The organism is Curtobacterium sp. MMLR14_002 (assembly GCF_001864975.1).
Taxonomy (GTDB): Bacteria; Actinomycetota; Actinomycetes; order Actinomycetales; family Microbacteriaceae; genus Curtobacterium; species Curtobacterium flaccumfaciens.
Genome location: NZ_MJGT01000058.1, coordinates 42,902 through 64,883 on the forward strand (window position 1 = coordinate 42,902; position 21,982 = coordinate 64,883).

Genomic DNA, 21,982 nt, shown 5'->3' on the forward strand with positions numbered 1-21,982 from the left:
GTCGTCAAGATGAGCGGGTGACGACGAGCCCCGAGCCCCTGCGGTCGTCCGCGGGATCGGTGTTCCTGGTGTTCCTGCGGCTCGGGCTGACCTCGTTCGGCGGGCCGGTCGCGCACCTCGGGTACTTCCGTGAAGCCTTCGTGGTGCGTCGCCGCTGGCTGCGGGACGACGCCTACGCCGACCTCGTCGCGCTGTGCCAGTTCCTGCCCGGACCGGCGTCGAGCCAGGTCGGGATGGCCCTCGGGCTGCAGCGCGCCGGACTGCTCGGGCTCCTCGCGGCGTGGTGCGGGTTCACCCTGCCGTCCGCGGTGCTGCTCGTCGCGTTCGCCCTGCTGGTCTCCGGCACGCCCGACCTGGCCGGCGCCGGGTGGCTGCTCGGGCTGCAGGCCGCCGCCGCCGGGGTGGTGGCGCAGGCGGTGCTCGGCATGGCGCGCTCGCTCACACCGGACCGCGGTCGGGCGACCATCGCGGCCGCCGCCGCGATCGTGGTGCTGCTCGTCCCCGGCCCGGCGGCGCAGGTCGCGGTCATCGCGGTGTGCGGTGTGGTCGGCGTGCTGTGGCTCGGTCGGGTGGTCGGCCCGGTCGAGGACGTCGGAGACACCGAGGACGCCGGCTCCCAGATCGCCGTGCGCCTCCCCCGCTGGGTCGCCGTGTCGGCGCTCGTCGCGTTCGCCGCCCTGCTCGTCGCGGCACCCGTCGCAGCGAGCGGCACCGGGGCCGTTCGCCTGTTCGGGGTCTTCGCGCAGGCGGGCTCGCTCGTCTTCGGCGGCGGCCACGTCGTCCTGCCGCTGCTCGAGTCACAGACCGTGGCCACGCACCTGGTGGGCCACGCGGACTTCCTGGCCGGGTACGGCGCCGCACAGGCCGTGCCCGGGCCGCTCTTCACCTTCGCCGCCTACCTCGGCGCCGTCGCCGACGGCAGTCCGAGCGGGCTCCTCGGCGCGGCGGTGGCACTCGTCGCGATCTTCCTGCCGGCGGCGCTCCTGGTCATCGGCGCGCTGCCGTTCTGGCACGTGCTCCGCAACCTGCCGTGGGCCCGACGCGTGCTCGCCGGCGTGAACGCGGGGGTCGTCGGGCTCCTCGCCGCGGCGCTCTGGGACCCGGTCCTCACCGAGGGCATCCGCTCGGCACCCGCACTGGCGCTCGCCGTGGCCGCCTTCACCGCCCTCACCCGCTGGTCCGCTCCCCCGTGGGCCGTCGTCATCGGAGCCGGCCTGCTCGGCGCCGTCGTCCTCTGATCGGAGCACTCTGCATGCCCACCGTCCTGTTCGTCTGCGTCCACAACGCCGGCCGCTCCCAGATGGCCGCCGGCTTCCTGCAGCACCTGGCGGGTGGCCGCGTCGACGTCCGGAGTGCCGGCTCCGAACCGGCCGACCAGCTCAACCCCGTGGTCGTCGCGGCGATGCTCGAGGAGGGCATCGACATCCGGAGCGAGCAGCCCGCGCTGCTCAGCACCGATGCCGTCCGCGCCGCGGACGTCGTCATCACGATGGGGTGCGGGGACGCCTGCCCGGTGTTCCCGGGCAAGCGCTACGAGGACTGGGAGCTCACCGACCCCGCCGGGCTCGACCTGGACGCCGTCCGGCCGATCCGCGACGACGTGCGCGCGCGGGTGCAGGACCTGCTCGCCGGGCTTGCGATCGCCTGAGCGGCGACGTGAGCCGTCCCACAGGTCCGGGCCGTCGATCACCAGCGGGAGCGGGTCACCCTGGCAGCGCGTGCACAGGCCACCCTGGAGGCGCGCACCGGGACTGAGAAGCCGGTCACGGTCGCAGCGCGTGGCGGCTCCAGGGCGCGCGTGGGCCCCCAGGGTCCGGTTCCATCGTTCTGCCGTGCAGACGACATCACTTCTCCCCATCATCGCCAAGGCGTGTGCGGTGGCAGCTCCGGTCGCCATCGCCGTGTCGCTCGTGGCCGGTCCGGCCGTGGCGGCTCCCCTCCACACCTCCACCTCCGACACCACCACCTCCTCGCACCACACGGTGGACCGTGCGGCGCGGACGACCTCGGGCGGCACGGCGGTCTCGCGGCTCGACCGTCGCGCCGAGCAGCGCAACGATGCCACGGTCCGGCACCTGTTCCGGTGCGCGTTCCGGTCCCCCGCTTCCGCGAAGGCCCGTGCGGCTGCACGGACCGCCGTCGCGACCGGTGCCGTCGCGCACGGTGCGACGAGCGCCTCGGGTCCGTCCGCCTTGCTCGCCGAGTTCACCGCCGACCGGTCCCGGGTGCCCGGCGCCCACGCCGTGATCAAGCACATCGCCGGTGACGCGGACCTGGTGGCCGTGCACTGGCAGATCACCGCGAAGCCGAAGGACGAACGCACCGGTGACGCCGCCGTCGACCTGTTCCGCATGCGCGACGGGCGCATCAGCGAGTGGTGGGCACTCCGCCAGACGGTCCCGACGGGGACCCCGGCCAGCGGCAACACGAACAGCATGTTCAGCGACCTGTACCCCGCCGCGAAGCGTGACCGTCACCTGACCGAGCGGCAGGAGGAGCACAACCGGGTGCTCGCCGTGACCGCGTACGACCGGCTGTTCCGCGACCACGACGTGTCCGTCCTCGACGAGAAGTTCGACCCGGCGTACCTGCAGCACAACTCGGTCGCCGCGAACGGCACGGCCGCGCTCAAGCAGTTCTTCGCCGGCAGCGCCGCGCAGAGCCTGCCGAAGCAGGAGTCCGTCATCTCGCTCGCCGACGGTGACCTGGTGTGGACGTTCTCGAAGCCGGTCGGGGCGAAGGCCGACGCACCGTTCGGCGCGGCCGACCTGTTCCGGGTCGACCACAACCTGATCCGCGAGCACTGGGACGTCGTCCCGACGAGCTGAGGCTCGACCCCGGAGCCGCACGTCTCAGGACGCGCGGCTCTGTCGCGCCCGCTCCTTGATCGCGCTGATGACAGCTGTCTTCGCCTCGGCGTAGGCGTTCATGTCGTCCCAGCTCCGGTCGAGCAGCTCCCGCTTCGTCCGTTCGTACAGCGCGCGGTCGTCGGCGTCGGCACGCAGGTGGTCGCGGAGGAGCAGGTACTCGTCGACCGCTGGCGCGCCCCGCTCGTACACGTGCACGTGGACGTCACGGGCCGGCGTCCGGACCAGGCGGTGGCCCGGTTCGCGGACACGCAGCTCGTACCCGGCGGCGAGGAGCTGGTCGAGGTACGTGGCCTCGGCGGTGATGTCGGCGACGACGACCACGATGTCGACGATGGGTTTCGCTGCCAGGCCGGGGACGGCCGTGGAGCCGATGTGCTCGACGACCGGAGCGTCCGTGCCGGAGCCGGGGAGGGCCTCCAGGATGTGTCGCCGGTGGTCGGCGAAGACCGCAGCCCACGCGCTGTCGGCGGGGTGCAGGGTCACTGTGACCGGTTCCGGGCCGCCGATGATCTCGACGGTCGTGACGTCCGGGCGGGGGTGGTCCTCGTCGTGCTGCACCCGGACATGATCGCAGCCCGTGGTCGTGGTCGCGGTCGCGTCAGAGCTTCGCGGGGAACGCCGATCCGCGGCCGATGACGGTGAGGAGCGCCGCGACCGCCCCGAACACGATCATCACCACGGCGAGCACCAGCCCGTTGAAGGCCGTCAGCAGGGCGGCACCGAACAGGCCGGCCGCGAAGATCGCGATGTTGAACGCGACCGGCAGGAACGCGCTCGCGACGTCGGCGTCCTCGCCGCCGGCGGTCGTCAGGGCGGCCTGCAGCTGCGTGGAGGACCCGCCGAAGCCGATGCCCCACAGGCCCGCGGCCACCAGGACCGCGACCGGCGACGCGTGCCCGACGAGCAGCACCACGCCCGCCAGGACGAACAGGCCGACGCTGCCGTGCAGCAGGGGTCGGGGGTGCCGGTCGAGCAGCGCGCCCGTCACGACGACGCCGAGGATCGCGGCGATCCCGTAGACCAGCAGCACCAGCCCGGCGCTCAGGTCGGTACCGGTCGCCCGCAGGTACGGCGAGATGTACGTGTAGATCGTGTTGTGCGCCACCATCCACGTCGCGATCACCGCGAGGATGACCGCGATGCCGCGGATCCGGAACACCTGCACGACGGACAGCTTCGCGGCGCTCGTCTGCCCCGGGGCGTCCGGCACGAACAGCGCGATCAGCGCCAGGACCACCACGCCGATCAGGCTCAGCCCGATGAACGACGACCGCCAGCCCAGGGCGTTGCCGATGAAGGACCCGAGCGGGGTGCCCAGCGCGAACCCCACCGGCGCGCCCGTCGAGACGATCGCGAGCGACACCCCGGCGGAGCGGGCCGGGCTGATCCGCCGGGCGTAGGTGGCGAACATGCCCCAGATCGTCCCCGACATCGCGCCGGCGACGAACCGGGTGACCAGCGCGACCGCGACGTTCGGCGCGAACGCGGTCAGGGTGTTCGCGACGAGGAGCACGGCGATGGCGGCCACGATGAGCGGCTTGCGGCGGAACCCGCGGGTCAGGGCGATCGCCGGGACCGTGGCGATGACCGTGCCCATCGCGTACGCGCTGACGAACAGGCCGACCGTGCCCTCGCTCGTGTCCATCCCGTCGGCGATCGCGGGCAGCAGCCCGGCCGGCATCGTCTCCATGGCGACGAGGAGGAACCCGATCGCGGCGAGCAGGGCGAGCGGGAACCAGGGCAGTCGGCCGTCGGTCGCCCGGTCGGTCGTGGGGAGGTCGGAGGTCGTCGTGGTCACGGACCGACGGTAGGGGCATGGTCCGGCGGACAGGGAGGTTCGGCTGGACCCCGTTTCGCCGGAGCCTCACTGGGCGGATGGCGGTGAGGCTTCGATGGTGGTGTCCACGAACGAAGGGAACACCATGACCGGAACCAGCACCTTCCTCATCACCGGCACGAGCCGCGGGATGGGCACCGACTTCGCCCGGGCCGCCCTCGACGCCGGGCACCGGGTCGTGGCGACCGGACGCGACCCCGAGCGGGTCCGCGCCGTCCTCGGCGACCACGAGCGCCTGCTCACCGTCGCGCTCGACGTGACCGACCCCGAGTCGGTCCGAGCCGCAGTCGACGCCGCGACCGACCACTTCGGCGGCGTCGACGTCCTGGTGAACAACGCCGGGAGCTTCCAGGCCGGGTACTTCGAGGAGATCTCGGCCGAGCAGTTCCGCGCGCAGATGGAGACGAACTTCTTCGGCGCGCTCGCGGTGACGCGTGCCGTGCTCCCGGTCATGCGACGGCAGCGCTCCGGGCACGTCATCAGCATCAGCTCCACCGCTGGCATCGTCGCCGGCGCCGGTGGGAGCGCCTACTCGGCGTCGAAGTTCGCGCTCGAGGGCTGGATGGAGGCCCTGCACGACGAGGTGGCGCCCTTCGGCATCCACACCACCGTGGTCGAGCCCGGCTTCTTCCGCACCGACCTGCTGGCCGAGGGCGACTCGACCTTCTGGGGCGACGTCGCGATCGACGACTACGCCCCGCTCTCGGCCGGGTCGAAGGAGTTCTTCCGCGGCATGCGGGGCAACCAGTCCGGCGACCCCGCGAAGCTCGCGCAGGTGCTGCTGACGCTGATCGCGATGCCCGAGCCGCCGCTGCGGTTCGCCGCCGGCGCGGACAGCGTGGCGGGGATCGTGCAGAAGGGACAGCAGCTCGTCGACCAGGCGCAGGCGTTCCCCGAGCTGTCGACGACGCTCGACCTGGATGCGTGACGACTGCCCCTTGCCAACTCTGGCTATGGGTATTAGCCTCTGAGTTACTACCCGTAGCCGAAGGAGCCACGTCATGCTCGAACACCTGGACACCGAGGGCGGCACGATCGCCTACGACCTCTCCGGAACAGGCCCGCTCGTGGTCCTCGCCCACGGCATGGGCGACAGCCGGCACGCCTACCGTTTCGTCGTACCGGAGCTCGTCGCGGCCGGCTACCGGGTGGCGAACGTCGACCTCCGCGGCTGCGGCGACTCGAGCACCGGGTGGGCCGGCTACCAGCGCACCGACATCGCACGTGACCTCGTCGCCGTGGCCCGCCACCTCGGTGGCCCGGCCGTGGTCGTCGGGCAGTCCATCAGCGGGGGCGCGGCGACCATCGCCGCAGCCACCGCACCGGACCTGGTCGCGGGCATCGTCGAACTGGCGCCGTTCACGCGCAAACAGTCCGTCGACCTGGGCGGACTCCTGCGCAACCGCCGACACCGCGCCGGCACCGTCCAGCTCGCGCGGGTCATGACGAGCGGCAGCCTGCCCGGCTGGCTCGCGTACCTCGACATCGCGGTCCCCGCCAAGCCCGCCGACTGGGCGACGGAACGCAACCGCATCGAGACGACCCTGCGGCGACCGGAGCGGATGGCGGCCCTCCGCGCCATGACCCGCACGTCGCCCGCCGACGCCGGCGAGCAGCTGGGTGCCGTCCGGTGCCCCGTGCTGGTCGTCGAGGGCAGCGCCGATCCGGACTGGGCCGTGCCCCGCGCCGAGGGCGAGCGGATCCTCGCCGACCTGCCGGACGGCCTCGGCGAACTCGCCGTGATCGACGGCGCCGGTCACTACCCCCACACCGAGACGCCGGCGGCGCTCCTCGCCCTGCTGCTGCCGTTCCTCGCCCGCACGCTGCCCGCAGCAGGTCCCGTTGCCTAGGGCGGGGCTCGACCCGGCGACCGTCACCGAGACCGCGGCGACGCTGGCCGACGAGATCGGCCTCGCCCAGCTGAGCATGAGCGTCGTCGCCGACCGCCTCGGGGTGAAGGCACCGTCGCTGTACAAGCACGTCGACGGACTCGGCGACCTCACCCGCAGGATCGCGATCCTCGGCGCGAACGAGCTCGGTGACGCACTCCGCGACGCCATGCAGGGCCGCAGCGGTCGGAGTGCGCTCGAGGCGGCGGTGCAGACCGTGCGCCGGAGCGTCCGGGAACACCCGGCGCGGTACCAGGCAGCCGTCGGCGTCCGGCCGACCGGTGCCGATGACCCCCTGGCGGTCGCACTCGGTCGCACCCTGGCGTCCTTCGCCGCGGCGCTCCGCGACTACCCGCTCGACCCGGCCGACGAGGTCCACGCGCTCCGGGTGCTCCGCAGCGTCCTGCACGGGTTCGCCACGATCGAGGCGTCCGGCGGGTTCCAGATGGACACGGACGTCGATGCGAGTGCCGCGTGGATGGTCGACTTCCTGGATCGCGGCTTCCGTGCCGCAACGACACGGTGACCGTGTCCACGGCGGCGCGTCCGTCGAGGCCCGTCGGTCACGACCCGCTCCGTGGCGGCCTACGGTTCCTGGCGGAGCTCGTCGCGTGGGTGGCCGTTCCCTGGGCGCTCTGGCCCCACTCGCCGGTGCTCGCGATCGCCGCCGTCCTGGTCCTCGTCGTGCCGCCGGCGGTGTTCGGGACCCCTGGTGACCGCCCCGGCGGTGACCCGCCGGTCGCGGCACCGGGAGCGGTCACCATCGCGTCGGTCCTCGCGCACCTCGTGGGGGCGGTCGCTGCAGCCTGGGTCCTGTGGCCGACGGCGGTCGCGATCGTCGTCACCGCCCTGTGCGTCGCCGTCGTCGTCTCGGAACAGCCGCGGTGGCGCGCGCTGGTCGGACGCGGGCGCTGAGCCGTTCGTAGGCTGACGCCATGGCAGCAGCAGACGAGACCGGTCCGTTCTGGCACGGCACAGTGGCAGCCCTGCGGCCCGGCGAGTTCCTCTCCCCCGGCTTCCGCTCGAACTACCGCCCCGACGTCGTGATGAACCACGTCTACTTCACGGCGACCCGCGACGGAGCAGGGCTCGCGGCCGAACTCGCGGCCGAGCTCGTGCCCGGCGACCGCGAGCCGCGTGTGTACCGCGTCGAGCCGACCGGTCCCTTCGAGGACGACCCGAACGTGACCGACAAGAAGTTCCCCGGCAACCCGACCCGGTCGTACCGCAGTGCCCTCCCGCTCCGCGTGGTCGGCGAGGAGACCGGGTGGACACGGCTCACCCCGGAGGCGTTGCGCCAGTGGCGGGAACGGCTCGTCGCGCTCCCGCCCGAGGAACGCGGCGAGATCGTCAACTGACCGACGTCAGGCCGCGATGATGTTCGGGGCGAACCGGCACCAGTAGTCCGTGATCGGCCCGTCGGACTCGCGGATGCCGACCCCGAAGGACTCGCCGCCCACGACCCACGACCCGAGGACCGGGTGGTTGTGCCCGTTCGACCCCGGGAAGTCCGGGAGCTCGTGGTAGTGCTGCCACACCCGTTCGGCCCCGGTACCGGGGCGCCGGTACTCGCGACCGTTCGTCGTGACCGAACCGTCGGCTCGGTGCACCGCGATGCCGTCGCCCTCGCGCCCGAACACGGGCTTCACGACGAAGTCGCGCATGCCGTCCGGACCGTCCGCGAAGGCCGGCAGCAGGTTCGGGTGGCCCGGGAACAAGCGCCAGAGCGCGACGAGCAGCAGCTTGTTCGACAGGAACATCTTCCACGCCGGCTCGTACCAGCGGCCGAGCCTCCCGCGGTCGCTGACCAGGAAGGCGCCGAACTCCTCGTCGCCCTGCGCCCGGTCGTCCCCGGAGACGAGGTCCTCCCACGGGTACAGCTTGAAGAGGTTGCGGATCACCGGGTACTGGGTCCCTGGATCGTCCCCGGGCAGCGTGAACACGCTGCGCGACGAACCGACCGGCTCCTGGTCGCCGACGAACTGGCGGGCCGTCGCGTGCCAGCCGATGTCCTTCATCTCGATGCCGGTGTGCTCCCACCCGGCCTCCCCCGCCAGGTCGCGCATGTAGGCCACCGTGTCCCAGTCCTCGCCCGCCGTGTCGAGGTCGGAGTGCGCCACGAACAGTCGCCCACCGTCCTCGGCGCGCAGGGACTCGTGCAGCAGTGTCCGCCAGCGCGCCACCATCGCCTCGTGGATGCCGTTCCACTGGTCAGTCTCGGCGGACAGTTCGCCGGTGGTGAGCCGGTCCTGCATCCAGTGCCACTGCGTGACCGATGCCTCGATCAACCCGGTCGGGGTGTCCCCGTTGTACTCGAGCATCTTGGCGGGTGAACCGTCTCCGGCGTAGGCCAGGTCGAACCGCGCGTACAGGTCGGGCTCATCGTGCTCGAGCGACCACGAGGCGAGGTCGAACCCGGCTCGCGTCAGGCCCAGCGTGCCGAGGGCACCGGTGGCGAGGTACCGGGCGGCTTCGAGGCACATCCGGTGCAGTTCCTCGGTCTGCCGCTCGAGCGCCTCGACCTCCGGCAGCGTGAAGACGTACGCGGCGGTGTCGTTCCAGTACTCGACGGGCGTGCCGTCGTCGCGGACGGACCGCGAGTAGATCAACCCGGTCTGCTGGATCCGGCGCCGCCAGTCCGGACGCTCGGGGAACTCGGTGCGCTCCATCAGCCGCCGAACCCACCGTGACCGCCGGCTCCGCCGAAGCCGCCCTTGGTGACGGAGCTCCCACGGGACGAGACGCCGGCCTTCGCGGTCTTCCCGGCGGGCAGGGCGCTCGTGCCGCCGGAGACCGCGTCCCCCACGCCGGGGACCCTCGTGGCACGGTTGGCGAAGAGCGGCAGGAAGTACCAGCCGGCGTGCCCGCCGTGGTTGTTGCAGTCGTCGTCCGGCAACCGCTTCTCGGTCGCGTTGTCGCGGCAGATCTTCGCGTAGTCGCTGTCGACGCCGGCCCCCTCGCCACACCCGGTCAACGACGCTGCCAGGGCTGCGACCACCCCGATGGAGACGACACGGGAAGCACGGCGACGAACACTCACGAAGGGGAACAGTACCGCTCACCGGGGACCAGTGTCCGCGTCGGCACCTCGGCCAGCGCAGACGATCGTCTGGCGAACCGGTAGCGTGTGCGGTGGCGGCGCCTGCCGCACACCGTCCACGAAGGGGCCGACCATGCCGCGGAGCACCGATCGGGTCCGGGCGTCTCCGATCATCCTCGCCGTGGGGATCGCCGCGCTCGCCGTCGCCCTCGCCCTGCCCGCGCCGTCACCGACCACGCCGGGTCCCGAGACGATCGGCCTCGGCGCATCCGGCGCACTCGGCGCCGCACTCGGGGCACCGCCAGTGACGAGCGGCGCGCACCGGTTCGCAGTCCGCCCACCACGGACGGTCGGCACCAGCGGAGTCGTCAGGGTGCGGTTCGCCGGACTGGGAACCCCCGGTGCCGTCGTCGTCGTCCACTACGGCAGCCCCGGGGGCGACTCCGGGAACGAGCGCGTCGCGGAGGTCGAACCGGGCAGCAGCACCGTCGGCTCGACCGGCCGGTTCGCCTTCACGGCGGCGCTGCCCGATCTGCCCAGCGACGCCGACGGAGCGTCCTGGAGCGCCCGCCTGATCGACCCGGAGTCACTCGACGTCATCGGCCGCGTCGAGGGCGTCCACCTCGTCGAGCAGACGGCCCCCTGACACCCAGCTCCGTGGCCCCGCTCGATGAGAGGGCGCGCAGGGTGCTGGCTCCCGTCCCGTCCTGCGGTTACGTTCGCTAGACGAACGTCTGGCCAGCAGTCAGCGGCGAGACCTGACCTCGAGGAGCCCCCGTGTCGACACCCCACCGCACCCCGTCATCCCGACCCGCGTCCATCGCACTCGGGGCCGCGCTGCTCCTGACCCTCGGCCTCGCCGGCTGCTCCACGGCCGGATCCGCAGCACCCTCACCCTCGCCGTCCCCGGCCGCGCAGGGCGACGCTCCCGCGACGACCGACTCGTCACCGTCGGTCGACGTGACCGTCGCCGCGACGACACTCGGCAAGGTCGTCGTCGACGGCAAGGGCATGACCGCCTACTACTTCGACACCGACGTCAAGGACTCCGGCAAGAGCACCTGCACCGGTGGCTGCGCGACCGCGTGGCCCGCGATCGAGGCCACGACGGCGACACCGAAGGTGTCCGGCATCACCGGCAAGGTCGGCACCATCACGGGCGTGGACGGCGGACGGCAGATCACGATCGACGGCCGACCGATCTACACCTTCATCGGGGACAAGAAGGCCGGTGACGTGACGGGTCAGGGCGACAAGGGTGTCTGGTACGTCGTGAACCCGGACGGCTCCGAGCAGAAGAAGTAGGGCACGGCACCCCGGCGGGACGGCAGGGATGTCACGCCCGCCGGGGTCAGCCCTCGGCCTCGGCCGGATGACCGCCCACGCGCACGGGCTCCACCTGCTCGAGCAGCGCGTGCACACCCGGCAGACCGAGCCCGGTGAACAGCGCCGCCCACAGGTCCCGGAGCTGCCCCTCGGTGTCCCGCGTCAGCCGGGCGCTCGTCCGGGCCCACATCACCCCGAAGGTCGACGTCAGCACGAGGTCCGCCGCACGTGCCCACTCGGGGTCGGTGGCCGGTCCGGTGCCACCGCTCGAAGCCGACAGGTGCCGACGGACGTAGTCGTCCCACGTGAAGACCCGTGGAATCACTTCCCCCGCACCACGGAGCTCGTGACTCAGCCGGATGGCCCCGGCCGCCACCGAGCACCGCATCGCGTCCGAACAGGCGGACGTCAGCATGACGAGCAGGTGCTCGAGCCCCGCGGGCTGGCTGATGCGCGAGTCGATCGCCGCCCAGCGCACCTGCTGCCGTTCGATGACTGCAAAGGCGAGCTCGTGCTTGGACGAGAACACGTGGTAGCCGATCGCCGACTTCGGCCGGTCCATCGCGGCGGCGACCCGCGCGAACGAGGTCCCCGCGTAGCCGTGGCTCGCGAACTCCGCCGCCGCAGCCTCGATGATCTGCTCGCGGGTCCGGGTCTTCGCCTGCTGCCGCTGGTTCATCGCACTCCTCGGTCTGGTCTTGGTTCATCATACGAACGTCTGACCAAGAGTCGTCAGCGGTCACGCCGGGCGCAATGCCTCTGATCTCCTCAGCTTCAGCATTTCGCTAGACGATCGTCTGGGGCATTGTTAGCGTTCACGCACACCGGGCCACCCCGGCCCGTACCGGCCCGTACCCCCACGAACCGAGGAGTCCCCCTGCGTTCGACCCCGTCCACCCGCCGCTCCCCATCGGTGCGCCGACTGACCGTGCTCGCGACCTGCGTCACCCTCGGCGGTGCGCTCGCCGCCGGCGTCCTGGTCCCCGCGCAGGCCGGAGCCGCCACGATCTCCCACACGGCGCACGCCACACACACCTCGACCCGGGCTACGGCCGTGGCGTTCACCGCGAAGACCCACGGCGGGCCCGACCGGAAGAGCTTCACCGGCATCACCTTCGCCGGGACCGGGAAGCCCGGCGCCCTGGTCATCGTCTACTACGACGCACCGGGCAAGCCGCGCGGCCTGTTCAACAAGCACATCGCCGAGGTCACCTCGGGGGACGACGTCGTCAGCGCCAGCGGCCACTACCGCTTCACCGCCGCGTTCCCGGACCTGCCGCGCGGCACCACGACGCTGCACTGGCACGCCCGTCTCGGCGACCCGGACACCCTGTCGGTGATCGGACGCGTCAACGGCACCCGCACGCTCGGCTGACCCGTGACCCGCCACGCGCAACCGGCGCTCGTCCGCACCCTGGCCGTCGCCGTGTCCCTGGCTGCCGTCGTCGGGGCCACCCTCACCTGGGCTCCGTCGGCCTCGGCCGCCACGAGCGACCCCGACCGGGTCGCAGCGCCGATCATCGCCGGCACCGAGGTCGGGGTCCCCGGCGGCACCTGCACGGTCGGTGCCGTGCTGGCCGCCAAAGGGTTCCGGAGTCAGCTGAAGCAGTACCAGCGAGCGACCCGGTGGGTGGTGCTCGCGAAGCACTGCGCGCCGCTGCAGGCACCCGTGCAGCTCGCCGGCGCGACCGTCGGCAACGTGGTCTGGCAGTCCGCGGAGTCGGACCTCGAACTCGCCGTCGTCCCGCCCCTGGCGTGCACCCGGGCCCGGGCGGCGACCGGGTCGTGCGACCCGTCCGTCGCAACGTGGACGCCCCGGGCATCGGGTCGTGTGTTCAACCGGGTCGACGGGGTCGTGGCACGCGCCGCCGTCCGCGGCACGGGTCGGCCGGACGCGGACTCCTTCTGCACCAGCGGCGCGGTGAGCGGCGTGCTGTGCGCGTGGACACCCACCGGCGTCCCGGCCGCGACGCCGTCCGGTCCCCGCCACCTCGCGGCTGCCAGCACCGACTCGGACGTGCCCATCGCAGCAGGCGACTCGGGCGGACCGGTGGTCAGCTCCGGGAACCGGCTGTACGGGATCATCTCGAGCAGCACGACGAGGGCGGCGACGGGCGCGGCGGGCAGAATACGCACGACGGTGCTGCTCTACACGCCCGCCCGGCAGGTCCTCAGCGAGCTGTTCCGGTACCGGCTGGCCCCGGCGTCCTGAGCCGCTGGCCGCTGGGTGGGCGACTGAGCGCTGCCTCATGACCCGGACACGCCCCGGCCACCTCGGCGCCACACCGCCGACGACCCGCGCCGCGATCCTTCGGGGAGCCGGACGCCACCACGTCCGGCTCCCCACGACCCCCGGGTCCTGATCAGATCGAGGTTGCCCCGTGTCCCCGCTCCGCCGCTCCCCACTCACCCACTCCCCACTCACCCGCTCCCCGCGCACCACCCGCGTCGCAGCGACCGCCCTCGCCGGCCTGGCCGTCGTCGCCTCCGCCGCGTTCTCCGTCACCGCAGCCCACGCCGACGACGCCCTGCAACCGGCGCTCACCGCCGCCGACCACCCGATCACCGACGTCCCCGGGGTGGTCAACGGCCGTGAACTCGCCGCGGTCCACGGACGGTCGGGGCAGACCGTGAACGCCCCGCGCCTGATCCGCTCCGAGTCTCTCGACAAGATCACCGCCGCCGGGGCCACGACCCTGGCCGACGAGTACCACGTCGACCTCGTCGTCGACCTGCGCACCCCGTCCCAGATCGCCGCGAAGCCGGACGTCGCGATCCCGGGTGCGCGCCACGTCGACATCTCCATGTTCGGCGCGGACGGCGACTACAGCGACGACACCGCGATGTACCACGACCTGGTCGACAAGGGCCGGGTCGACCAGGCGACACCCGGGTCGATGATCACCGCGTACCGCCGGGTGCTCCGGATCCTCGCCACGCACACCAGCGGCACGGTCCTGATCCACTGCTCGCACGGCATGGACCGCACCGGCACCGTCGTGGACCTGCTCGACCGGGTCCTCGGCGTCGACAGCGCGGACATCCTGCACGACTACCTGCTCTCGAACACGCAGCTCGGGGTGACCTGGGCGACCCCGCAGCTGCTGCAGGGCACCTTCGAGCAGGACATCGCGACCGAGTACGGCGGCATGGGCTCGTACCTGACCGACACGATCGGCGTGACCAAGCACGAGGCTGCCGCCCTGCGGGAGCGTTTCCTGGTGTCGAACGACCCCACCGTGTCCTCGATCACGGTCGCCGGCGTGCGTGTCCACCTGCCCGCCGCTGCCTCGTCGCACGGTGCGACCGTGACCGCTCCGGTCCGGACCCTGCGGGCCGCCGACGTCCGCGTGCACACCACGAACCCGAACGCGGTCGCCGCAGTGCACGTGTCCGGCCGGACGGCACGCATCACGGTCACCGCCCAGGACGGCACCACGAAGAAGGAGTACCGCCTGACGGTGCGGCGCCCGGCGACGAAGCGCTGAGCCGGCCCCCACACCGACCGCCCGCGCACCGCGCCGGGCGGTCGGCGTGACCAACTGTTCACCACCGCCGTCGCCCGGCCCTGGCGTCCCTCCGGCTACCGTGACAGTCGTGCAGTCCTCCAGACAACGGCGCCCGCGGTGACCGGACACCCCGCCGTCCCGACCATCCACGACGTCGCCGCCCTGGCCGGTGTGTCGAAGTCGGTCGTCTCCCGCGCCCTCGCCGGCGCGTACGGCGTGGCTCCGTCGACGACCGAGCGGGTCAAGCGGGCGGCGCTCGACCTCGGCTACGTCGCGAACGCGAACGCCCGGGGCATGTCGGCACACCGCACGCACACGCTCGGGGTGTTCGTCCGCGATGCCTCCACCCCGTTCTACGGGCACCTGCTGACCGCGTTCCAGCTGCAGGCCGCGGCGCGCGGGTACCGCGTCGTCACCGCCACCGGTGCAGGGTCGTTCCCGGTCAGCGAGGAACGCCGGGCGTTGGAGACCCTGGTCTCCCTGCGCGTCGAGGGGCTCATCGTCTGCAGCGGCGCCCTGCCGATCGCCGACGTCCTGCCGTTCGCCCGACGCATCCCGACCGTGGTCTCCGGGCGCCCCGAGACGAACGATGCGGTGAGCAGCGCGTACTGCGACGAGCGCGGCGGCGGACGCGGGCTCGCCGACCACGTCGCCGACCTCGGACACCGACGCGTCGCCGTGCTGACGGTCACACCGTCCGGGTCACTGACGCAGTCGGCACGCACCGACGCGATGGTGCGTCGGCTCCGTGCGCGCGGCGCCGACGTGCTCCGTATCCGCTCCGAGGACCACGGAGCAGACCCCGAGGACCTCGACTCGTTCCTCGAGCAGGTCCTGCGGGCCGGCGGCGTGACGGCGATCATGGCACCGAGCGACCGCTGGGCCGTCGGTGTGCTCGAGTCGATGCGCCGCCGCGGCCTCCGTGCACCGGACGACCTGTCGGTCACGGGCTACGACGGGGTCGCCCCACTCGCCACCGAGCTGCTCGGCATCACCTCGTGGCGACAGCCGCTCAGCCTGATCGGTCGTCTGTCCGTCGACGACGTGGTCGACCAGATCGACGGCCGCTCGACAGGCGTGACCCACAACGCGGTCGACGGCATCCTGGTACCGGGCCGGACCGCCGCCCGCGTCTGAGCGCCGGGCGGCACGGACGGACGAGAACGGCCGGCCCCGCGCCGCCGACACCCATCGTTCACCGTTCCGTCACGGACCGACGGGTGAGATCCGGACCCGTCCGGTCGATCATGGGGAACGTTCCCGACCATCGGGAACGTTCCCCATCGACCGACCACGGACGGACCCATGCCCCAGAACGTCACCGCCAAGCTGCCGCGCGACCCGAGCGACCCGTACCGCCACGGCATCTACCTGCGCCCGGACGCCCGCACCTGCCGGGCCGTCACGGTCGTCACCGACCAGCTCCGGGCGCAGTACGGCCTGCTGTCGGCCGGCGCCTTCCCGCCGCACGCCACGCTCGTCGGCAGCCAGCCGTTCGGCAGCCACGAGGACCAGGTCGTCGCGGCCGTCACGGTGCTGCTCGACGGCCGACCGGCGTTCGACGTCCACAACGCCGGCGTCCGTGAACAGGGCATCGGGTTCGTCTACGACGTCGCGACCCGACCGGACGGCTCGCACAACGACGACTTCGTCCGGCTCGCCGCCGACATCGAGGCCGTGGTCGCACCGTTCCGGCAGCCGATGCAGGTCCCGTTGGCGAACGACTACGACCCGGAGCAGTACCGCGCGCACCTCTCCCTCGCCTCGCACGACCTGTACGGCCGGCCGGACCTGCACGACGAGGTCGGTGCGTTCATCCGCGAGCTCGACGTCGACGTGCCGACCGGGTTCCGCGGCGACACCGTCGTGCTCTACCGGACCGCGAGCCCGGACTGGTCCGGTCGCTGGTGGCAGACGATGACGTGGGAGCACGTCCACACCTGGAAGCTCGCCTGACCGTGGCCGCGACCCTCCGCGACGTCGCCGAGCGGTGCGCCATCTCGCGATCGCTCGTGTCACTCGCCCTGCGGGGCGACGACGGTGTGTCCCGGCCACGTCGGGAACTCGCGGTGCGGACGGCGGACGAGCTGGGCCTCCCGGTCGGTTCGCTCGCCAGGCGACGCGCGCAGGGCGCGCCGCTCGTACTCGGGGTGGTCGTCACCGAAGCCGCGAACCCGTTCCACGACGAAGCGCTCCGGAGCGCACGCGCGACCGCGCAGACCCTGGGGTTCGCGCTCCGGGTCGTGGACGGGTTCCGTGACCCTGCCCGGCTGGCCGACGGCCTGGAGGCCCTGCACGCCTCCCACGGATCGGCCAACGGTGTCCTCGGGGTCGCGGTCCTGAGCAGTCGGCTCGCCCCCGCACGGCTCGCTGCGGTCGCGCGCGACCTGCCGGTCGCGGTCCTCGGGTCGAGCGGGTCGGCGCTCGCCGGCCTCGGACTCGACACCGTGCGCGCCGACGAGGAGGCGGGCATGCGCGCGCTGGTGCTCCACCTCGCTGCACTCGGGCACCGGCGCACGTGCTTCGTGGCGGAGTCCGACCACCCCTCGACGACCCGTCGTGCGGTCGCGCACGCCGCGGTCGCTGCGCAGCTCGGCAAGCCCGGCGACCACCGCGTCGACGACGTCGAGGCCCTGGAGGCGGACCCGGCGCGGATCGCCCGGCACCTGGGTGACGGGGTGACGGCGTTCGTCGCGACGAACGACGCGACCGCGGCTCGGCTCGTGGCGATCGCCGACGGCGCGGGGCTCGCGCTCCCCCGGATGGCGGCGGTGACCGGGTTCGACGGCACCGGTCTCGGCGATCGGCTCGACCTGACGAGTGTCGACCAGCCGCGCGTCCGGATGGGCGCGCGGGCGGTCGAACTCGTGGTCGAGCGGCTCAGGGGTCGCCGCGGCGACCGGCACGAGGTGCTCCCGACGCACCTGCTGCCGCGTGGGTCCACCGCCAGGGCGGTCGCCCGGCACGCGCTCGGCTGACCGCTCGCGACGCCCGCGTCGAACCGGTCGGCGGCCCGGTCCGTGCCTCAGTCGGCGGGCCGGCTGGGGGCCCGGCCTGTGCCTCAGTCGGCGGGCCGGCTGGCGGCCCGGTCGGCGGCTCAGTCGGTGGCGGTCGTGGCCGACAGCTCCTGCACCCGGCGCACCAGCTCGGCGTGCGATCCCCCGGCGCCGGCGGCGACGTAGTCGTCGGCCAGGTGGGCGCGGTCGACGGCTTCGCCTCGACGGAAGCCCCGGAACCACCCGCCGGCGCGCTCGAGCACCAGTGCCCCGGCGGCGACGTCCCACGGGTGCGTGGCGAAGCCCATCGTGACGTCCGACCACCCGGCGGCGACGTGCACCAGGTTGAGGGCACCGCTGCCGAGGCTGTGGTGGTGGCGGTACCGGAGCGTCAGGTCCCGGAGTAGATCGAACGCGGCTGCTTCGCCGAGCAGGTCGAGGTCCTGCTGCACGGGGAAGCTCGTCAGCACCGTCGCGGCGTCGGCGGGCCCCGACGACGAGTGCATCGGCGCACCGTCGAGCCAGGCGCCGACGTCGTCCGCCGCGAACACGTGGTCGGCGACCGGGTCGAAGACCACCCCGGCGACGACCTCGCCGTCGACCTCGGCCGCGATCGAGATGCACCAGTACGCGAGTCCGCGGGCGAAGTTCGCGGTGCCGTCGATCGGGTCCACGATCCACCGGACCACGGGGCCATCGGTGCTGCCGACGCCCCCGGCGGTGCCGGTGGTGTCGGTGCCGCCGGTGGTGCCGGTGGTGCCGGTGCCGGTGCCGGTGCCGCCGGTGGTGCCGCCTTCTTCGCCGAGCACGACCGAGCCCGGCACGGCCGCGGTGAGCACCGTCGTGATCGCCTCCTCCGCCGCGCGGTCGTGCAGGGTCACCACGTCGTGCGCATCGCGCTTCGTGCTGATCGTCATCGGGGCGCGGAACACGGCGAGCAGGTCGGGCGCGACGGTGCGCGCGGCCTCCTCGGCGATCGCCCGGAGTGTCTGGGGAGCAGGAACGGTTCGCATGGTCCCCGGTTCTACGACGTCGAGGCCCCTGGACGGCGAACCACGCCGGTCGACGGGCCGAACCCGAGGTGAACGCGCGGCGTGCGGCGGTGAACGTCGGCACCCGATCGGCGGAGGGGTTGAACGCGGCGTGAACGGGTGACGGCGGGTGGTCGACGTGCCTTGACCGGTCTCCGACCCCCGCCGCACAGTGGAGTCGTTCCCGGTTAGGGAACGTTCCCTACTCGGAGGAGTCCGCCCCATGACGGTCCCCGTCAGGTCCGGCCTGGTCGCCGGTCCCCCGCGTACCGCAGGGTCGCCGCGGTCCCCGCAGTCGCCGCGTCCACCCCGGGCGACCCGGACGACGCGGTCCTCGTTGCGCTCGGACCGCCGGCTCGGTCTGGTGCTCCTCGCACCGGCGCTGCTCGCGTTCGCGGTCTTCGTCTTCTACCCGCTCGGCCGCGTCCTGGTCCTCAGCACCCAGGGCACCGACATCTTCGGTCAGCCGGCGGGCTCGGTGGGGCTGCAGAACTACGTCCGCACGTTCACCGACCCCGCGTTCGGACGAACGATGCTGACCACCGCGGTCTTCTGCGTCGGCGTGGTCGTCGGCCGCATCGTGTTCGGTCTGCTCGTCGTGATCCCCCTGACCGTGAAGCTCCGCGGCCTGCCGGTCTTCCGCGCACTCCTGACGGCGCCCATGGTCGTGTCCGTGTCAGCGGGGTCCGTCGCGTTCGCGGCGATGCTCGCACCCGGCAACGGGCTGCTGAACACGGTGATCACCCAGTTCGGCGGCGCGCCCGTGCCGTTCCTGACGAGTACACAGTGGGCCCTGGCGAGCGTCATCGTCGTGACGATCTGGGGGTCGCTCGGGTTCACCGTGCTGCTCCTGCTCGGAGCGTTCGGCGCCATCGACCAGGACGTCATCGAGGCGGCGCACCTCGACGGTGCCGGGCCCGTGCGGACGCTCTGGTCGATCTCGTTGCCACTCGTCACGCCGACGCTCTTCTTCGTCGTCGTGACCGGAACCGTCGAGGCACTCACGACCTTCGGGCAGATCCAGATCCTCACGGGCGGCGGTCCGGCCGACTCCTCGAAGACCCTCGTCTACGCGATCTACCAGCAGGCCTTCGGGTCCGGCAGCGCGAACTTCGGCCTCGCGGCCGCGCTCGGGGTCGTGCTGTTCCTGCTGGTCCTCGGGCTGTCGCTCGTGCAGTTCGGCGTGCTCGAGAAGCGGGTGAACTACTGATGCGCCCCGTCACCGCACGCCGGCTCCGGAGCGTCTTCGTCCACGCCTGGCTCGTCATCGCGGTCGTCGTCGTCTGCTTCCCGCTCTACTACGTGTTCGAGGGCGCGCTCACCCCGACCCGGTACCTGGACCAGGGCCTCGCCGGTCTCGTGCCGATCCACCTGACACTCGACAACATCGTCCGAGCCACGCAGGTCGTCCCGCTCGGGCAGCAGTTCCTGAACAGCGTCGTCGTCACCCTCGCCCAGACGGTGCTGCAGGTCGTCATCGGCATCATCACCGCCTACGCCTTGGTGTTCTGTCGGCTCCGGGGCACCCGTGCCCTGTTCCTCGTCCTGCTCGCCAGCATGATGATCCCCGGCGAGACGACCTTGATCGCGAACTACCTGACCGTCTCGTCGTGGCACCTCATCGACACGCTCCTGGTCGTCTTCCTGCCGTTCGTGGCCTCGGCGCTGACGATCTTCCTGTTCCGCCAGGCGTTCCTGAGCTTCCCGGACGAGCTGCGCGAAGCCGCGGTGCTCGACGGCGCCGGACACTTCCGGTTCATCCGGTCCATGCTCCTGCCGCTCACCCGCCCGACGCTCGTCTCGGTCACCCTGGTGAGCGCGACGGCCGCCTGGAACGGGTTCTTCTGGCCGCTCCTCGTCACCAACTCGCCGGAACACCGCACCGTGCAGGTCGGCATCGCCCAGCTGTCCGACGCCGAGGCCGCCGACATCGGCGTGGTCCTCGCCGGCGCCGCCATGGTGACCCTCCCCGTCCTGGTCCTCGTCCTCGTCGCCCAGCGGTTCCTCGCCGGCGGCCTCACCGCCGGGGCGCTCAAGTGACGACACGTTCGATCCCCTCCCCGACCCCCGCCCGCCCCACACCCGAAGGACGCACCATGCCCGCACGTCGTTCCACCGCCCTCACCGCACTCGCCACCGGGGCCGTCGCGGTCCTCGCCCTGACCGGGTGCTCCACGTCGAGCTCCGCATCGGACAGCTCCGGCCCCGTCACCGTCGACTTCTGGCACGCCATGTCCGGGCCGCCCGCGACCGAGCTCGACGCGCTCGTCGCCCGCTTCAACAAGGAGAACGACCAGCACATCACCGTGAAGTCGTCGTTCCAGGGCGACTACGCGGCCGTCCAGACGAAGTACACGGCGGCGGTGCAGTCCGGCTCGACACCAGACTTGCTCATGATGAACGACGTGTCGACCGGTTTCATGATCGACTCCGGCCAGACGGTGTCCCCCGCGAAGATCAGTGGATCGACGTCGGGCACCGACACGATCGCCCCGGCCGCCGCCACGTACTACAGCGACGGCAAGTCACTCGCGGCGATGCCGTTCTCGGTCTCGATGCCCGTGCTCTACCTGAACAAGGCACTCGTCGCGAAGGCCGGCCTCGACGCCGCCAAGCCGCCGAAGACGCTGGCGCAGGTCGCGACCTGGGCCGAGAAGATCCACGCCGCGACCGGTGGCTACGGCATGAGCATGAACATGGGCGACTCGTGGATGCTCGAGGAGCTCAGCGCCTCGGGCGGCCAGCCCTTCTGCACCCCGGACAACGGGCGGAAGGGCAAGCCGGTCACCGGTGTCTCGCTCACCTCGGACACCCAGGTGCAGTTCATGACCACGCTGCAGAAGCTCTACCAGGACGGCGCCGCCCTGAACCCCGGCACCGACTCGACCGTGCAGAACTCGGCGTTCTCGAGCAACAAGGTCGGGATGCTGCTGACCTCGTCCGGTGCCTACACGACGGTCGACCCGGACGGCTCGAAGTCCGTCGTCGCCCGGTTCCCCACCACGTCGACCTCCGACGACGCCGGGCAGGTCATCGGCGGCAACGCGCTGTGGATCTCCGGCAAGGGCCACTCGTCCGCCGAGCAGCAGGCGTCGTACACGTTCGCCAAGTGGCTCCAGACGCCGGACGTGCAGGCCGAGTGGGCGAAGGCGACCGGCTACGTCGCGATGAACACCGACGCCCAGGACACCACCGTGGGCAAGCGCTCCCTGTCCGACCCGAACATCGCCACGATGTACCAGCAGCTCGCCGACGACCCCACGAGCGTCGCCGCTGCTGGCTGCATCACCGGCGCGTTCCCGACGGTGCGCGCCACCGTCATCGGCGCCTTCAACCGGATCGTCGAGGGTGCCGACGTCGAGTCGACCATGACGGATGCGGAGCAGCAGGCCGGCAAGCAGATCGAGTCCTACAACGAGGCCGCTGGCAAGTGACCCACTCCGGGTGCACGCCCCGTCGAGGCTGACCAAGGGTTCATTGAGCA

Annotated in this window: 25 protein-coding genes; 19 read left to right on the forward strand and 6 right to left on the reverse strand. The window is 72.4% G+C overall.

The window, feature by feature from the left end; translation table 11 throughout:
- Positions 1 to 17: 17 nt before the first annotated feature.
- From chrA to BIU91_RS09875, 3 genes are all read left to right on the forward strand, one after another.
- Entirely contained in the window at positions 18 to 1,238 is a 1,221-nt protein-coding gene (gene chrA, locus BIU91_RS09865) for a chromate efflux transporter (protein WP_071405293.1), read from the forward strand.
- A gap of 14 nt (positions 1,239 to 1,252) precedes the next feature.
- Positions 1,253 to 1,648: an arsenate reductase ArsC gene (locus tag BIU91_RS09870; RefSeq protein WP_071405294.1), complete on the forward strand. Its 396-nt coding sequence runs from the start codon at positions 1,253 to 1,255 to the stop codon at positions 1,646 to 1,648.
- A gap of 229 nt (positions 1,649 to 1,877) precedes the next feature.
- Positions 1,878 to 2,828, forward strand: coding sequence for a nuclear transport factor 2 family protein (locus tag BIU91_RS09875; RefSeq protein ID WP_071405295.1), 951 nt, complete (start codon positions 1,878 to 1,880; stop codon positions 2,826 to 2,828).
- A 24-nt stretch (positions 2,829 to 2,852) separates the two neighbouring features.
- Here BIU91_RS09875 and BIU91_RS09880 read toward each other — a convergent pair whose 3' ends face one another.
- Both BIU91_RS09880 and BIU91_RS09885 read right to left on the reverse strand, forming a co-directional pair.
- Positions 2,853 to 3,428, reverse strand: coding sequence for a GrpB family protein (locus tag BIU91_RS09880; protein ID WP_071405296.1), 576 nt, complete (start codon positions 3,426 to 3,428; stop codon positions 2,853 to 2,855).
- A gap of 40 nt (positions 3,429 to 3,468) precedes the next feature.
- The gene (locus BIU91_RS09885; protein ID WP_071405297.1) at positions 3,469 to 4,668 is read right to left on the reverse strand and encodes an MFS transporter; all 1,200 of its coding nucleotides are present in this window, start codon (positions 4,666 to 4,668) and stop codon (positions 3,469 to 3,471) included.
- Between the two features lie 124 nt (positions 4,669 to 4,792).
- On the opposite strand from BIU91_RS09885, the gene BIU91_RS09890 reads away from it, so the two are divergent.
- From BIU91_RS09890 to arr, 5 genes are all read left to right on the forward strand, one after another.
- Positions 4,793 to 5,635, forward strand: a complete 843-nt coding sequence (locus BIU91_RS09890) for an SDR family NAD(P)-dependent oxidoreductase (RefSeq protein WP_071405371.1) — start codon at positions 4,793 to 4,795, stop codon at positions 5,633 to 5,635.
- Between the two features lie 73 nt (positions 5,636 to 5,708).
- Positions 5,709 to 6,557 carry an alpha/beta hydrolase gene (locus tag BIU91_RS09895; protein WP_071405298.1) on the forward strand — a complete coding sequence of 283 codons (849 nt, stop codon included), beginning with the start codon at positions 5,709 to 5,711 and terminating at the stop codon, positions 6,555 to 6,557.
- A complete protein-coding gene (locus BIU91_RS09900; protein WP_071405299.1) occupies positions 6,550 to 7,122 on the forward strand; it encodes a TetR-like C-terminal domain-containing protein in 573 nt (190 codons plus the stop codon). The genes BIU91_RS09895 and BIU91_RS09900 overlap by 8 nt, the downstream gene beginning before the upstream one ends.
- Positions 7,119 to 7,511, forward strand: coding sequence for a hypothetical protein (locus BIU91_RS09905; protein ID WP_084741034.1), 393 nt, complete (start codon positions 7,119 to 7,121; stop codon positions 7,509 to 7,511). The genes BIU91_RS09900 and BIU91_RS09905 overlap by 4 nt, the downstream gene beginning before the upstream one ends.
- 20 nt (positions 7,512 to 7,531) lie before the next feature.
- A complete protein-coding gene (arr, locus tag BIU91_RS09910; protein ID WP_071244431.1) occupies positions 7,532 to 7,954 on the forward strand; it encodes an NAD(+)--rifampin ADP-ribosyltransferase in 423 nt (140 codons plus the stop codon).
- A gap of 6 nt (positions 7,955 to 7,960) precedes the next feature.
- Here the strand turns inward: arr and BIU91_RS09915 are convergent, their stop codons facing one another.
- Together BIU91_RS09915 and BIU91_RS09920 are read right to left on the reverse strand one after the other, a co-directional pair.
- Positions 7,961 to 9,265 (reverse strand): glutathionylspermidine synthase family protein, encoded by a 1,305-nt coding sequence (locus BIU91_RS09915; protein WP_071405300.1) that lies wholly within the window; start codon positions 9,263 to 9,265, stop codon positions 7,961 to 7,963.
- Positions 9,265 to 9,636 (reverse strand): tRNA-dihydrouridine synthase, encoded by a 372-nt coding sequence (locus BIU91_RS09920; RefSeq protein ID WP_152377983.1) that lies wholly within the window; start codon positions 9,634 to 9,636, stop codon positions 9,265 to 9,267. Before BIU91_RS09920 ends, BIU91_RS09915 begins: the two co-directional genes overlap by 1 nt.
- 133 nt (positions 9,637 to 9,769) lie before the next feature.
- Here BIU91_RS09920 and BIU91_RS09925 point away from each other — a divergent pair, with 133 nt between their 5' ends.
- Positions 9,770 to 10,282 (forward strand): hypothetical protein, encoded by a 513-nt coding sequence (locus BIU91_RS09925; RefSeq protein ID WP_071405301.1) that lies wholly within the window; start codon positions 9,770 to 9,772, stop codon positions 10,280 to 10,282.
- A gap of 131 nt (positions 10,283 to 10,413) precedes the next feature.
- Complete coding sequence (locus BIU91_RS09930) at positions 10,414 to 10,941, forward strand: hypothetical protein (RefSeq protein WP_071405302.1); 528 nt, start codon at positions 10,414 to 10,416, stop codon at positions 10,939 to 10,941.
- A gap of 46 nt (positions 10,942 to 10,987) precedes the next feature.
- On the opposite strand, the gene BIU91_RS09935 is transcribed toward BIU91_RS09930, so the two are convergent.
- Positions 10,988 to 11,641 carry a TetR family transcriptional regulator gene (locus BIU91_RS09935; RefSeq protein WP_071405303.1) on the reverse strand — a complete coding sequence of 218 codons (654 nt, stop codon included), beginning with the start codon at positions 11,639 to 11,641 and terminating at the stop codon, positions 10,988 to 10,990.
- Between the two features lie 234 nt (positions 11,642 to 11,875).
- Here BIU91_RS09935 and BIU91_RS09940 point away from each other — a divergent pair, with 234 nt between their 5' ends.
- From BIU91_RS09940 to BIU91_RS09965, 6 genes are all read left to right on the forward strand, one after another.
- Entirely contained in the window at positions 11,876 to 12,337 is a 462-nt protein-coding gene (locus BIU91_RS09940) for a hypothetical protein (RefSeq protein WP_071405304.1), read from the forward strand.
- Positions 12,338 to 12,340: 3 nt separating this feature from the next.
- Positions 12,341 to 13,174 carry a trypsin-like serine protease gene (locus tag BIU91_RS09945; RefSeq protein WP_071405305.1) on the forward strand — a complete coding sequence of 278 codons (834 nt, stop codon included), beginning with the start codon at positions 12,341 to 12,343 and terminating at the stop codon, positions 13,172 to 13,174.
- 169 nt (positions 13,175 to 13,343) lie between these two features.
- Positions 13,344 to 14,450 carry a tyrosine-protein phosphatase gene (locus BIU91_RS09950; RefSeq protein WP_071405306.1) on the forward strand — a complete coding sequence of 369 codons (1,107 nt, stop codon included), beginning with the start codon at positions 13,344 to 13,346 and terminating at the stop codon, positions 14,448 to 14,450.
- 138 nt (positions 14,451 to 14,588) lie between these two features.
- Positions 14,589 to 15,608 carry a LacI family DNA-binding transcriptional regulator gene (locus tag BIU91_RS09955; RefSeq protein WP_071405307.1) on the forward strand — a complete coding sequence of 340 codons (1,020 nt, stop codon included), beginning with the start codon at positions 14,589 to 14,591 and terminating at the stop codon, positions 15,606 to 15,608.
- 168 nt (positions 15,609 to 15,776) lie between these two features.
- Positions 15,777 to 16,427 carry a heme utilization protein gene (locus BIU91_RS09960; RefSeq protein WP_071405308.1) on the forward strand — a complete coding sequence of 217 codons (651 nt, stop codon included), beginning with the start codon at positions 15,777 to 15,779 and terminating at the stop codon, positions 16,425 to 16,427.
- A 2-nt stretch (positions 16,428 to 16,429) separates the two neighbouring features.
- Complete coding sequence (locus tag BIU91_RS09965) at positions 16,430 to 17,449, forward strand: LacI family DNA-binding transcriptional regulator (RefSeq protein WP_071405309.1); 1,020 nt, start codon at positions 16,430 to 16,432, stop codon at positions 17,447 to 17,449.
- A gap of 119 nt (positions 17,450 to 17,568) precedes the next feature.
- Here the strand turns inward: BIU91_RS09965 and BIU91_RS09970 are convergent, their stop codons facing one another.
- A complete protein-coding gene (locus tag BIU91_RS09970) occupies positions 17,569 to 18,480 on the reverse strand; it encodes an inositol monophosphatase (RefSeq protein ID WP_071405310.1) in 912 nt (303 codons plus the stop codon).
- A 382-nt stretch (positions 18,481 to 18,862) separates the two neighbouring features.
- Between BIU91_RS09970 and BIU91_RS09975 the strand changes: the two genes are divergently transcribed.
- Genes BIU91_RS09975 through BIU91_RS09985 form a run of 3 tightly spaced genes read left to right on the forward strand, consistent with a single transcriptional unit; the run spans position 18,863 to position 21,932 of the window.
- The gene (locus BIU91_RS09975) at positions 18,863 to 19,708 is read left to right on the forward strand and encodes a sugar ABC transporter permease (protein WP_231495659.1); all 846 of its coding nucleotides are present in this window, start codon (positions 18,863 to 18,865) and stop codon (positions 19,706 to 19,708) included.
- A complete protein-coding gene (locus tag BIU91_RS09980; protein ID WP_071405312.1) occupies positions 19,708 to 20,538 on the forward strand; it encodes a carbohydrate ABC transporter permease in 831 nt (276 codons plus the stop codon). Before BIU91_RS09975 ends, BIU91_RS09980 begins: the two co-directional genes overlap by 1 nt.
- 56 nt (positions 20,539 to 20,594) lie before the next feature.
- A complete protein-coding gene (locus tag BIU91_RS09985) occupies positions 20,595 to 21,932 on the forward strand; it encodes an ABC transporter substrate-binding protein (protein WP_071405313.1) in 1,338 nt (445 codons plus the stop codon).
- Positions 21,933 to 21,982: the final 50 nt, after the last annotated feature.